Source organism: Pseudomonas sp. NFPP28, from assembly GCF_900115535.1.
GTDB lineage: Bacteria > Pseudomonadota > Gammaproteobacteria > Pseudomonadales > Pseudomonadaceae > Aquipseudomonas > Aquipseudomonas extremorientalis.
Genome location: NZ_FOWT01000001.1, coordinates 596,554 through 609,103, shown reverse-complemented (window position 1 = coordinate 609,103; position 12,550 = coordinate 596,554). Strand labels below are relative to the sequence as shown.

Annotated in this window: 11 protein-coding genes; 7 read left to right on the top strand and 4 right to left on the bottom strand. The window is 61.9% G+C overall.

What is annotated here, in order from left to right; genetic code table 11:
- Positions 1-54: 54 nt before the first annotated feature.
- Complete coding sequence (locus BM110_RS02950) at positions 55-1,356, top strand: response regulator c-di-GMP phosphodiesterase, NosR family (protein ID WP_093512296.1); 1,302 nt, start codon at positions 55-57, stop codon at positions 1,354-1,356.
- Positions 1,357-1,382: 26 nt separating this feature from the next.
- On the opposite strand, the gene BM110_RS02945 is transcribed toward BM110_RS02950, so the two are convergent.
- Positions 1,383-5,546, bottom strand: a complete 4,164-nt coding sequence (locus BM110_RS02945; protein WP_139220308.1) for a DUF6543 domain-containing protein — start codon at positions 5,544-5,546, stop codon at positions 1,383-1,385.
- Positions 5,547-5,720: 174 nt separating this feature from the next.
- On the opposite strand from BM110_RS02945, the gene BM110_RS02940 reads away from it, so the two are divergent.
- Positions 5,721-6,143, top strand: a complete 423-nt coding sequence (locus BM110_RS02940; RefSeq protein ID WP_071488686.1) for an NUDIX hydrolase — start codon at positions 5,721-5,723, stop codon at positions 6,141-6,143.
- Between the two features lie 10 nt (positions 6,144-6,153).
- On the opposite strand, the gene metR is transcribed toward BM110_RS02940, so the two are convergent.
- Positions 6,154-7,071 carry a transcriptional regulator MetR gene (gene metR, locus BM110_RS02935; protein ID WP_071488687.1) on the bottom strand — a complete coding sequence of 306 codons (918 nt, stop codon included), beginning with the start codon at positions 7,069-7,071 and terminating at the stop codon, positions 6,154-6,156.
- A 182-nt stretch (positions 7,072-7,253) separates the two neighbouring features.
- Here metR and BM110_RS02930 point away from each other — a divergent pair, with 182 nt between their 5' ends.
- From BM110_RS02930 to BM110_RS02910, 5 genes are all read left to right on the top strand, one after another.
- A complete protein-coding gene (locus BM110_RS02930) occupies positions 7,254-8,273 on the top strand; it encodes an alpha/beta fold hydrolase (RefSeq protein ID WP_093512291.1) in 1,020 nt (339 codons plus the stop codon).
- 55 nt (positions 8,274-8,328) lie between these two features.
- A complete protein-coding gene (locus BM110_RS02925) occupies positions 8,329-8,982 on the top strand; it encodes a DsbA family oxidoreductase (protein ID WP_092241034.1) in 654 nt (217 codons plus the stop codon).
- Positions 8,983-9,105: 123 nt separating this feature from the next.
- Positions 9,106-10,026, top strand: a complete 921-nt coding sequence (locus tag BM110_RS02920) for an arginase family protein (RefSeq protein ID WP_092241036.1) — start codon at positions 9,106-9,108, stop codon at positions 10,024-10,026.
- Positions 10,023-10,403, top strand: coding sequence for a DMT family transporter (locus tag BM110_RS02915; RefSeq protein WP_016977488.1), 381 nt, complete (start codon positions 10,023-10,025; stop codon positions 10,401-10,403). The genes BM110_RS02920 and BM110_RS02915 overlap by 4 nt, the downstream gene beginning before the upstream one ends.
- Positions 10,400-10,804 (top strand): DMT family transporter, encoded by a 405-nt coding sequence (locus BM110_RS02910; protein WP_058423798.1) that lies wholly within the window; start codon positions 10,400-10,402, stop codon positions 10,802-10,804. Before BM110_RS02915 ends, BM110_RS02910 begins: the two co-directional genes overlap by 4 nt.
- A gap of 4 nt (positions 10,805-10,808) precedes the next feature.
- Here BM110_RS02910 and BM110_RS02905 read toward each other — a convergent pair whose 3' ends face one another.
- Both BM110_RS02905 and BM110_RS02900 read right to left on the bottom strand, forming a co-directional pair.
- Positions 10,809-11,675, bottom strand: a complete 867-nt coding sequence (locus BM110_RS02905) for a fatty acid desaturase family protein (RefSeq protein WP_093512288.1) — start codon at positions 11,673-11,675, stop codon at positions 10,809-10,811.
- 55 nt (positions 11,676-11,730) lie between these two features.
- Entirely contained in the window at positions 11,731-12,501 is a 771-nt protein-coding gene (locus BM110_RS02900) for a MipA/OmpV family protein (protein ID WP_071488693.1), read from the bottom strand.
- Positions 12,502-12,550: the final 49 nt, after the last annotated feature.

The following is a 12,550-nucleotide window of genomic DNA, read 5'->3' as shown; positions in this document are numbered from 1 at the left end:
GGGCACAAGGGTTCAATTTAGCTCAATTTTGTTTGATTTGAAGGCGCGGTCACCATGGATGAGAAACCCACTGTTTTACTGGTCGATGATGAAGAGTCGATTCTCAATAGCCTGCGCCGGCTGTTGCGCAGTCAAGCCTTCGACGTAGTGCTGGCCGGCAGCGGCGCCCAGGCTCTGGAGATCATGGCGGCACAGCCCATCGACCTGATCATGAGCGATGCGCGCATGCCCGGCATGGATGGCGCGCAGTTACTGGCCGAAGTCCACCGGCTGTACCCGGCCACCAGCCGTATCCTGCTGACCGGCTACGCTGACGTGCCGACCATCATCAAGGCGATCAACGAAGGGCAGATCCACCGTTATATCGCCAAGCCGTGGAATGACGATGAACTCAAGCTGATCCTGCAGCAGGCGCTTGAACATCAGCGGCTTGAACGGCTGACCCAGGTGCAGAACGACCAGCTCAAGGCGCTCAATGCCACCCTGGAAAAGCGCGTCGCGTCGCGCACCGCCGAGTTGCAGCAAACCGCCGACATGCTCGACCTGGCCTACGAAGAACTCAAGCGCAGCTACGTGACCGGCACCGAAGTGTTTTCGCTGTTGGCCAACCTGCGCCTGCCCAGGGACAAGCAGACCAACCGCGCGCTGATCGAACTGATCCGCGTGTACTGCGCCGCCCAGGCCATGGATGAAGCCAGCACCCGTGACCTGACCATGGCCGCCGCGCTGTACAACATCGGCAAGCTGAGCTGGACCGACAGCATGATGGTGTCGCCGTCGGACAAATTGCACAGCACCGACCGCACGCTCTACCGCGAGTACCCGGCCCAGAGTGAATCGCTGTTGATGACCCTTGAACCGATGAAAGACGCGGCGCGGATCATTCGCCATCATCAGGAGCGCTGGGACGGTACGGGCTTTCCCGACCACCTCAAGGGCGAGTCGATTCCTCCCGGTTCACGGCTGTTGAAATTGGCGGTGGACTTCATCGAGTTGCAGAAAGGCTTGATCCTCGAGCGCAACTTGAACAGCGATGAGGCCCTGCTGTTTATCCGCAAATATGCCGGGCGCCTCTACGATCCGGACCTGGTGGAAGATTTCGTGCAGGCCTGCGCAACCTTCCTGAGCGACGTGACCCTGGGCGACCCCACGGTAAAAGTCCTCACCACTCGAGAACTGGAGGCCGGCATGGTCCTGGCCCGCAACCTCAATGCCGACAACGGCATGTTGTTGTTGAACGCCGGCAAGGTGTTGAACCTGCCGTTGGTCGACAAGTTGATTGCGTTCGAAGCGATGGAGGGCGCCAAGTACAGCGTGTTCATCAAGACGCCCGAGGAGCAGGCGCAACTCCCCTAGTGCGCGCCGTACGGGGCCCGGCTTGCCTACAGGCCCCAGGTTTTACGCCGGCTGCCGTGATAGTCGATGATGCCCCTGAGCACGTACACGTCTTTCTCACCGTCTTTCCCGGTTTTCTCGAGCGCCACTCGCCATCGACCGCGCCCGGCGCCTGGGTCCAGTTGCGGCAGATCCACGTAGCTGTAGCTGCCGATTTTCTTGCCGCTGACCCGTCCTCCTTGAATGTCCTGAACGATTTCGTCGATTTTGCTTTTGGCGTTGGCTGGCAGCAGAGACAGTTGGGTTTCCATCAGCTCGTCGAACCTGACGATGTGGGCCGCCCCGTCGCCCGAGGGAGTGACGGGGCTAGGTGGCACAGGGGTTTGTGGCCTTTGAGGCAGCCTTTCACCGCGAGGAAGTGGCGGGTGTGCGGGTTGAAATTCCAAAGGCGTTGAGAATTTGGGAATGGTTCTTTCAAATTCCGCGACCGTCACGCTGTCCACCGCCTTGAAACTGGAGACTGCTCCGGTCCTTTCGCCGTGGGACAAGGCAATGTAGGGAATGCCGGCTTTTTTGAAATCGTCTGAAAATGAATCGACGCCGAGCTTCAGTAAAAGCTCACGGCGCCGTTCGGTCCTGAACGTTTCCAAGGCTTCCTGGATACTCGGGGCCTCGAGCAGTTTCTTCAAGGCCTCGTTAAAGCTGATGTTGTGTTGTGTAGCGATGTCCTGGACGATCTTCGTGCGTCCTTTTTCTCTCACAAACGCCTCGAGGGTTTCCTGGCGCCAGGTGGACAAGTGAAACTTATTATCGAACTTGGTCAGGCTGTTCAGCTGTTTCTGGGTGAACGCATAACCGACGAAAGTGGCGCCGGTATCGTGGTCGATAATACTGATCGATGCCCTGATGTGTTTTGAGAAGTCGTCGTTCCGGCCAACGATTCGTTTGATTTTAATAAACAGATTTTCCATCTCCTCGCTGGAGAGGGTGAGTTGTCCGGACAGGAAGTAGGTGGTCTTGTTCAGGTGTGTATAAAGGTTCGCTTCGAATTCAATGTTCAATAACGTCTCGCGCAGTCGCGGCGCGGGAACCCCCCGCTGCCCCCAGACAATGCGGCGGAACGTGGCCTCATCGACACCCAGGCGCTCCAGCGCGTTGTCCAGCAGTCGACGTTTCTGTGACGCGGTCACCTCCTTGAGCATCGCTTCGCCATGGGTAGCAGAGGAGTAGATGCGCATCGCTGCGATCAGGTCATCGTGCACTTGCTGTTCGGCGGTACGCCCCCCGAGAACGCCCAACACCGACCCGCCTCCGCGTGTCGTACGCTCAAAGCGTGGCTTCCAGCTTTTTGCATCGCCCGGCACGACCATGAAATCCGGCTTATTCCCCGTCGGGTGCTTGATAAAGCGCGCACCTTCTTCCACATGGGACGCATACAGGTAGTAGCGACCGTCGTTGCCCATCATCGCGACAAATTGCTGATTGCGACTGTCCATGAAACTGGGCGCGCCCATCGCGCGCGACAGTCGAAAATGGTGGGTTTGGGCAAACGCTTCGACGTCAAAAAGAGCGTCGATCGAGTGGGGCAGTCGGTACTCTGCGACATCGACCCAGGCCGGGTCCAGCGAGCGGATCGCGGGTTTGGCGAGAACGATGGAGGCTTTTTTGTCTTCGCCGATTTTGCGGATCAGGCCCGGGATGCTGCGCCCCAACTTCTGCGCGTTGCGCACCCCTCGGACGATGTAGCGATGGGCCAGGCGCCGCAGGGCCTTGAACAGGGACAGTCCGAGTAGGAAGTCAGCCACTTCGACGGAAAATAAAAAGCCGTTGACCGCCGATTCGAGGGCAATTTCCGCGTTGGTCCGCGAACGGTAATCGGCATGGGAAAGCTGAAAGCCCAGTTGTGCCGAATACAAATAGGCATGCAGCTCGGCGGTGATGGGGGTCAGGGCATAACGGTGCACGCTGCGAGTGTCATTGAATACCCGGGAGAGTTCGCGCACATCGTGCGTGGCCATCCGTTGGCTGAAATAGGCACGCCATTCGGGTTTGGCCTTGAGCGTGTCGAGTTCCGCCAGGCCCAGCACCAATTCCCTGAAGGGCGCATCATCGGGGGCCTCCGGTGTGTAGAGCACGCACACGCCACCGGGCCTGGTGCCCTTGCGCTGAATGACCAGCACGCCGTTGATCACCTGGCCTCCCTGGCCCCCCTCGAGCCCGCCTCCCATGACCAGGAGATTGACCTCGATATCGAACTGGCCGACCTTGGGCCGGGTGGTGGGGTCGGGATGCTGCGCAACCGCCTGCACCCAGTCCAGTCCACCGCCGGGTGTCTTGAAAATAAACAGGTCGTTGACAGCAGGATTGAGCCGGCTCTCCAAGGCGTCCTTGCGCATCCTTGCCGCATTCGCGCGCTGCCAGGCGCTGGCGAAAGCGCGACCTTCACCGTCTGGCGCGAACGCCGCCCTGAGGTACGCCGCGTACTGCTGGCCAATGTCGGCCTGTAGGGCAAGGGCGCGCAGGTCTGCGTTGTCGAGCCTGCCGACTTTTTCTCCTCGCGTGTCGAAAAGATCGGCAGTGGCGGTGATCGTTCTGTGCAATTCATGGGGCGACCACGCATCGACGTTGCGCCGGGCGTAGCTTCCCAGGGTGCGCAGGTCCACGACTTCTTTGGCGTTCCAGGTGCCGAAGGTCAGTGTCTGCTCCGTCAACACCAGGGGAATATCGAGCTGTGGGTCTTCGCAGATGTAGACCGTTTCGGATTCGTCGTCTCGATAACCCGTGACCTTGACCGGCATTGACGTGCTCACACGCAGTCGTACCAGGCTCTTGTGGACGTCCAGGTCCACATTGGCGTATTCCGGTTTCTGGCGGCTGAGCACCTTGCGGGTTTCATCCTCCGCGAACGCTGGCAGGGTCGAAATCTGTTCAAGCAGTGGGCGCAGCGCCTCATTGTTGTCGACCAAGGTTGTTTCCAGCTGTCGGTACAACTGCTGGTCCGCCGGGCTGGCCGTGCTCAGCCAGACGGGGTCGTGCGGCGCGACCAGGCGCAGGTTGCGTGCCGCGAGGGCCGCGGATACATCCAGGTGTGGCGCCAGGTCGGCGACCAGAGCGAGCTCACCGGCCAGTGGCAACGTCTGTTGGCGCAGAGCCGCCCGGGTGTTGAAGTACTGCCGTACCCGCAGGGAGCGGACGTGGTCGGCGATCACGTCGGCCTCGATCCGTGCCGGGTCGCTCGCCAATATTGGCGTGTCACTCGCGTGTGCTTGAGCGGCCAGCGGCAGGCTGGCAATCAGGCGTTGGCCCGCGGGGTCGCTGGCGCGCAGACGTGCCGCCACGGTTTCATTCAACCGCGCCAGGTTTTCAAATTCCTCGAAGCCTTCGCCAGGGCTGAAGAGCAGCACGCTGCCAACGGGCGGTGTGCCACCGGTGGCGTTCAGGATGAACGCGGCGGCGAACTCGCTGCCATTGTCCAGCGCCAGCCGGTACACGGCAGGTCTGGGGCCTGTGGGAAACACCTTTTTGCGCGCTGCGGCGGTGGGGTATTTCAATACCGTGTCCGCCAGTGTCCGTGACGCGGCCGACAATGTGCCGTCCAGCGTGCGCAGGGCCAATTGGTGGGCCAGGACCTGCCGGCGCAGGTCGACCAGTCGCTCCTCGAGGGTCGGTTGGTCGCCTTCCCGATCTCTCCAGAATTCATTGAGCTTGACCGTGAAGGCGATTTCCAGCACGCCCGCCAGTGTGGCGGTCGGGCTGGCCGCAGACAGGCGTTTGCCCTCGTCCACGGTACCGCTTTCCCGGTAGAAGGCACCGCTCTCTTGCGTCAGATAAGCCTGCGCGTCAGAGCCGCGTAACCTGGCCAGCAGTGATCCCAGGGGTTCGCTGCCCAGCCATTGTTTCTGGCCCGGTACGTCCTCGCGATAGCGGCTGTAGAAAATGTGGTTGGGATTGATGGGCCGCTGCAAATCAGGAAACAAGGCAGCCAACTGTTGCTGATACACCGTTTCAAGATTCGGCTGTTGCTGGAGCAGTTCGTCGGTCTGGGTATTGAACCTGCCGAGTGCCTGGATAAGCCGCACTTGCTGGGTGTCGCCGGTCTGGTTGGCGGCGGGTACCACCGGCAGGGTCACGGGTTGCGAGAGGTTGGCAGGCCCGTTGACCGGCAAGAGTGGTTCCGGGGCATCTGAGGGGGGAAGCGATGACTGGTACATGGTGAACTCGTATGGAAGGCGCTTGCTGCGCACGGCTGGATCAGAGTTCGGAGTCTAGGGGTGGCGGTTGCACGTGTTGCGGTGCATGTGTGTGGGTGAACGCGTGCCCGGGGGCGATTGCCTGCAACGCAAGCCCATGTGATCCTTGCCGCTTTTGCGCCTGAGGTTTATTGCATGTCCACCATTATCCGCATTGCTGCCGCCCTCCTGATCGGCAGTGATGGCCACACGTTGCTGGTCCGCAAGCGCGGCACCCAGGCCTTCATGCAACCGGGCGGCAAGATCGATGCCGGTGAGCAACCCGCCCAGGCCCTGGCCCGCGAGCTGCACGAAGAGCTGAACCTGCATATCGATCCAGGCCAGGCCTTGTACCTGGGGCACTTCTCGGCGCCGGCCGCCAACGAGCCGGGTTTCACCGTGGAAGCCGAGCTGTTCCAGGTGCGGATCGACGTACCGGTGACGCCTGCCGCTGAAATCGAAGAAATACGCTGGATCGATCCCATGGGCGACGGCGGCTTGCACTTGGCGCCGTTGACCCGCGACCTGATCCTGCCGTTCTACCGCGAATCGCTGGCCGGCTGCGCGACGTCCGCTTGATGGGGGGCGGTCAGCGAACCGCGCTGACCCCATCCAGGGTGGAGAACGAGGTGTCCTTGGCCGTCAGCAGGAAGTCGCGCATGTACGGTGCATCCAGCATGTCGGCGCGAATCCCCGCATACAACGTCGCGAACAAGCCTTTCTCGCCGAGGCGCTTGGCTTTCACATAACCACGCGAGCTGTATTCATGCAGCGCCCAGTGGGGCATGCCGCATACGCCACGGCCGCTGGCCACCAGTTGCATCATCATCACCGTCAGTTCCGAGGTGCGCACCTGGGCCGGTTCCACGTCGGCCGGTTCCAGGAAGCGGGTGAAGATGTCCAGGCGGTCACGCTCCACCGGGTAGGTGATCAGGGTTTCGGTCAGCAGGTCCTCCGGCACGATGTACGCCTTGTTCGCCAACGGGTGCTGATTGGCCACGGCCAGCATGGCTTCATAGGTGAACAGCGGCACGTAGGTGATGCCGGGCAACTCGAGCGGGTCGGAGGTGACCACCAGGTCGAGGTCGCCACGGGCCAGGGCCGGCAGCGGCGCGAAGGCGAAACCCGAGGCCAGGTCCAGCTCGACTTCGGGCCAGGCATCGCGGAACTGGTCGATGGTCGGCATCAGCCACTGGAAGCAACTGTGGCACTCGATCGCCATGTGCAGGCGTCCGGCGGTGCCGCCGGCCAAGCGCGCAATATCCCGCTCGGCGCCGCGCAGCAGCGGCAGGGTGGCGTCGGCCAGTTGCAGCAGGCGCAGCCCTGCGCTGGTGAAACGCAGCGGCTTGGTCTTGCGCACGAACAGCGGCATGCCCAGGCGTTCTTCCAGTTCCTTGAACTGGTGGGACAGCGCTGATTGCGTGAGGTGCAGGCGCTCGGCCGCTTCCACCAGGCTGTCGGCTTCGCGCAGGGCGTGCAGGGTCTTGAGATGACGGATCTCGAGCACGGGCTCTCCATGAATACAATTTGTGACGAATCGGGATGACGTGAGTTTGTCTCATGTTACAAGCCGTGTCGACAGTGACCGTTGAGCACTCTTCATCAAACTGTCACGCAACTGTGGCAGCGCGCTTGAACAAACTTCATCAGACTCGCGCTCTACTGGGGTTCTGCGTTTCGGTGTTTTCCATGCGTGTGTTGTTTTTATTGGCCGCCTTAGTGTTCGGCCTGCCGTCTTTTGCGGCTTCTCGATGTGATGTGAATGTCCCGACCCAAATGGTCGACCTGGCTCAGGTGAGCATCGCCTACCAGAGCATCGGCCGTGCGTCCGACCCTGCCTTGCTGCTGGTGATGGGCCTGGGCGGGCAGTTGATCCACTGGCCTGACGAGGTGGTCGTCGCCTTGTGCCAGCAAGGGTTCCGGGTGATCCGCTATGACAATCGAGACGTCGGCCTGTCTACCTGGCGCCAGGCTCCGGCCAATGCCAACCTGACCTTCGAAGTGCTGCGCTACAAACTCGGCCTGCCGGTGGCGGCTCCGTATACCTTGACCGACATGGCCGATGACGCCATAGGCCTGATGGACGCGTTGCAGATCCAGCAATTCCACGTACTCGGCGCGAGCATGGGCGGGATGATCGCCCAGCACCTGGCCGCCATGGCGCCGCAGCGGGTCGAAAGCCTCACGCTGATCATGACCAGTTCCGGCGCCGAAGGCCTGCCGGCGCCGAATGCCGCGCTGGTACAGTTGTTGTCGCGACGCAGCGCGCCGAATCGTGAAGTGGCCCTGGAGCAGCAGGCCGACTTGCTCGCCGCACTGGGCAGCCCGAACGTCAAGGATGATCGCCAGGCGCTGTTGCACCAGGCGGCGCAGTCCTACGACCGCGCCTTCAACCCGGACGGCGTGAAGCGCCAGATCATGGCGATCCTCGCCGAACCGAGCCGCGTGCCGTTGCTCAACCAACTGCGCGTGCCGACCCTGGTGGTGCACGGCACGGCCGACCCGTTGTTGCCGGTGATGCACGGCGTGCACCTGGCGGCGCATATCCAGGGCAGCCAGTTGAAGCTGATTCCCGGCATGGCCCATCGGTTCCAGGAAGCGTTCAAGGCGCCCCTGTTGACGGCCGTGTTGCCGTACCTGCAAGCCCATCGGGAAGATGCGGCGCACTGGGCGCAGATTGACCTGGGCGAGCCTTCGAAGGTGTTGTGACATTGGTGTATCGTGCAACCTTTACGGCGCATTACTGCCAGCGAGGTTGCCTGCCATGAGTACTCCCCTGAAAATCGATTTCGTCAGCGATGTGTCCTGCCCCTGGTGCATCATCGGCCTGCGCGGCCTGACCGAAGCCCTCGACCAGCTTGGCGCCGATGTGCAAGCCGAGATCCACTTCCAGCCGTTCGAACTGAACCCGAACATGCCCGCCGAAGGGCAGAACATCGTCGAGCACATCACCGAGAAATATGGCTCCACCGCCGAGCAATCCCAGGCTAACCGGGAGCGCATCCGCGACATGGGCGCCGGGTTGGGCTTCGCCTTCCGCACTGACGGCCAGAGCCGCATCTACAACACCTTCGACGCGCACCGCCTGTTGCATTGGGCCGGGCTGGAGGGCTTGCAATACAACCTCAAGGAAGCGTTGTTCAAGGCGTATTTCACCGACCGGCAGGACCCGTCCGACCACGCGACCCTGGCGATCATTGCCGAGAGCGTCGGGCTGGATATCCAGCGTGCGGCCGAGATTCTGGCCAGCGACGAGTACGCCGCCGAAGTCCGCGAACAGGAACAACTGTGGATCTCCCGTGGCGTGACCTCGGTGCCGACCATCGTGTTCAACGACCAGTACGCCGTGAGCGGTGGCCAGCCGGCTGAAGCCTTTGTGGGGGCGATCCGGCAGATCATCAGCGAAGCCAAAAGCTAAAGCCGAACGCAGGTCAAAATGTGGGAGGGGGCAAGCCCCCTCCCACATTGTTCTCCATTGGTCTTGAGACAGGTGCTGGCCCGTCCCTTGCATTGACCCCTTAAAGCCTTAGGGGACACTGCCTTGAACATTCTTGACCTCGACCACAGCCTCACCGGCCAGGCACCGATTGCACGGCGCCTGGCCAGTGGGCGCGCCCATCGTATCGACCTGCTGGACCTTGGCCCCAAGCTGCGCCTGTGGTCCACCGAAAAAACCTGGAAGCGCTTCGCCGAACGCCTGGCCCAACGGCCCCGGCCTTCCGACGCACGGCCGGAAATCCTGTTTGTCGGCTCCGGCGATTATCACCACCTCACGCCGGCATTCCTGGCTGATTTGAAAGAGCCCATCAGCCTGATCCACTTCGACAACCACCCCGACTGGGTGCGCTTTGCGCCCAAGCGTCACTGTGGTTCGTGGGTCAATCGCGCGCTGAAAATGCCGGCGATCAAACGCATCGTCACCCTCGGCCCGTGCAGCGACGACCTGCACAACCCGCAACTGCGCGGCGGCAACCTCGGTGCCCTCAAGCGCGGGCAATTGCAGCTGTTTCCCTGGCAGCATGCGCCCTCCAAAGTCTGGGGGCGGGTAGGGGACGGCGCTGGTCACCAGCAGCGGGAAAACCACCTGCATTGGCGCAACCTGGCCGAGCTGGACTGGGCGGCGTTCCTTGAGCAGATGATCGACAGCCTGCCCACCGAGGCAATCTGGATCACCCTCGACAAAGACGTACTCGCCAGCGAAGACGCCGCCACCAATTGGGATCAGGGCGGCATGCGCCTGACCCACCTGCTGCAAGCCTTGCGGGCGTTGGCGGCGCGCAAGCGCATCATCGGCATCGACGTGTGCGGCGAGTTCGCCACGCCGGCGTTCAGCAATGCCTTCAAGCGTTGGGAAGCCAAGTCCGACCAGCCGCCGCCCGAACGCTGGAGCCCTGAGGATCTGCAGCGCAATGCCGCGACCAATGAAGCCCTGATTGACCTGTTTGAGGAGCTGTTCCCGTGACCTTGACCGTGGTGTTGCTGGTGGCGTTTTCCATCGTGCTCGATGTGATCGGCCAGCTGTGTTTCAAGATCGGCCTGGACCGTTTGCCGGAGTTGGACGGCGGTTTTCGCCTGAATGCGTTCTGGGGCCAGGTGTTCAATGCGCCGTTGCTGTGGGCGGGGATCGGCGCCTATGCCGTCGAATTTTTCGTGTGGCTTGAAGCGTTGTCCCGAGCGCCGTTGAGCCTGCTGTTTCCGGCGGCCGCGCTGGCGTATTGCGGCGTGGTGCTGGCGGGCAAGGTGGTGCTGGGCGAAACCGTCAGCCGGCGCCGTTGGCTCGGTACGCTGGTGATTACCTTGGGTGTGATGTTGGTGGCGATTGCAGGGAGTCAGGCATGAGTACGCAAACGATGAATACGGGATGGTTGCATGGGCGTTTGGGCACGGTGGTGCTGTGGGCCTTGCTGATCTGCACGGAAAGCGCCGGCCAGCTGTTTACCAAAGTCGCTGGCGACCAGTTGGGGCAGATGGATTTCAACTGGCAGTGGCTGGGTGAGGTGGTGCGCAACCCTGGAATCCTGGCGGCGATTGCCAGCTACATCGGCGCGTTTTTCGTGTGGATGCTGATCCTGCGGCGCAGCAGCCTGTCCCTGGCGTTTCCGCTGAGTTCACTGGTGTTCGTGGTGGTGTTGCTGGGTTCGTGGCTGGGGCTGGGGGAACATATCAGCCCGCTGCACTGGGTGGGGGTGGCGGTGATTATCGGTGGTATCGCCCTCCTGGCAGAGGGCGAAGAAAACTGAGTGCCTAGGGTTTGCGGTGTGCCACCAAAAACCCTAGACCATGGGACACCGGAAGTGTTTTGACCCCTGCCTCCCGCTGCTGCCCGGCAATCTCCCGATGAAACGCCTTCACCTGGGTCCAGTGCATCTTCGGCCGGTAGTGATGCTCGGCGTGGTAGCCGTTGTTCATCCAGATCAGGTTGTACAACACGCTGTAGGAACTCACGCCCCAGGCGATTGGCAGGTCCGGGTTGCCGCCGAAATGCTCGTAGTAGCCATTGAGCGATGACAGGCACTGGCCCAGGTACCAGAACGGCAACAGCCACAGCACCGCCTGCCAGTTGTAGAACGCCAGCGCGATGTAGAACGCCACGGTCACGCCGATCTCGACCTTGACCCAGCGCGCATCGGCCGGGCGTTTGCGCTTCATCTCGTCATAGAAGGGCTTGGGGTCGTCGCGGAAAAAACTCAGGAAGGTATAGGCCCACGGGTTTTCCGGCTGGCCGTTGTGGCCACGCTGGTAGATCGACAGCGGGTCGATGGTCTTGCCATCCGGCCCCGGCAGGTCGGCGTTGCCACGGTGGTGGCGGTTGTGGATGTCGCGGTAGAGCGTCTGGGAGAAACCGATGGTCACCGACAGCAGCAGGTCGAAGGCCCGGTTCATGGCGCGATGGGTGAAGTAGGCGTTGTGGATCTGGTTGTGGGAGATGCTGTTGATGCTCCACGACAGGCTGACTGCGTAAAGCAGCGCCAGCGGCACCAGGGCCCACCAGCTCATGTGATGGAAGGCGGCAACCAGCCAGACGACAAACGCGAAATGCGCCAGGCCCAGGGCGATGGGCACCAGGTCCCAGAGCGAGTGATGGAGCAGGCGGTAAGCGGGGCGAGCCATGAAGAGTGTCCTGGAAAAGTGGGTTCCAGCACCTTGTTGCAAACCCCAGACCAACCTAATCGAACTTGTAGCTGATGGCCGTCTGCACCTGGCCCTGGTTCACATCGCCGGTCTCTTTGACGATGCTGCTGTTGGCGGCCGATCCCACCAAGTGAATCCAGCTGGCGCTGGTCAGCAAGGACCAGTTGGCAGCCAGGGGAAATTCGAAACTCTGGGTCAGCGTCAGGTTCTGGAAACCACCGCTGGCGTTGTAGGGACGAAAGCCGGTGGAAGCGGCTTCGTTGTCATCCACGCCAAAAAACGTGTTGGTCTGGCGTGCATCGGCAAAATGCGCGACCAGCCCGCTGCTGCCGATGATCCCGCCGCCCAGCGGGTAGCCCAGTTCGCCGCCCAGTTTGCCGAGGGCGCCACTCTGCGAATGCCCACCGCCCACGGCTTGCCCCAATTGCGCGTAGACCCTCCAGAAATCAGCCGGGGCGTACTGGACGAAGCCACCCACCTCGGCCATGTCCGACACATTGCGCAGGCCTTGCAGATCGCCATTGGACGTGCGCCCCGACAGGTAGTTGATATAGGGGCCGGCGGTAAAGCCGTGGGTGTTGAGCGCGCTCCAGGTCAAGCCGTCATCGGTGCCCAGGCTGACGCTGCCCCAATCCAGGTCCAGGTAGGGCACGGGGCGGACTTCGTAGCGGCTGGCGGTGGGGTCATGGGGTTGATAACTGATGCCTGCGCCCACTTCACCGGTGATGCCTTCGGCCAGGGCAGCGTTTGAAAAGCTCCAAAGGCCAAGCAAACCGGCGAATGCAGCGCATGTGATCCTGTACATGGTCAGGTTCCTTGATTGATTACGTGCGCATGAACGCGCGAAGGGCCCG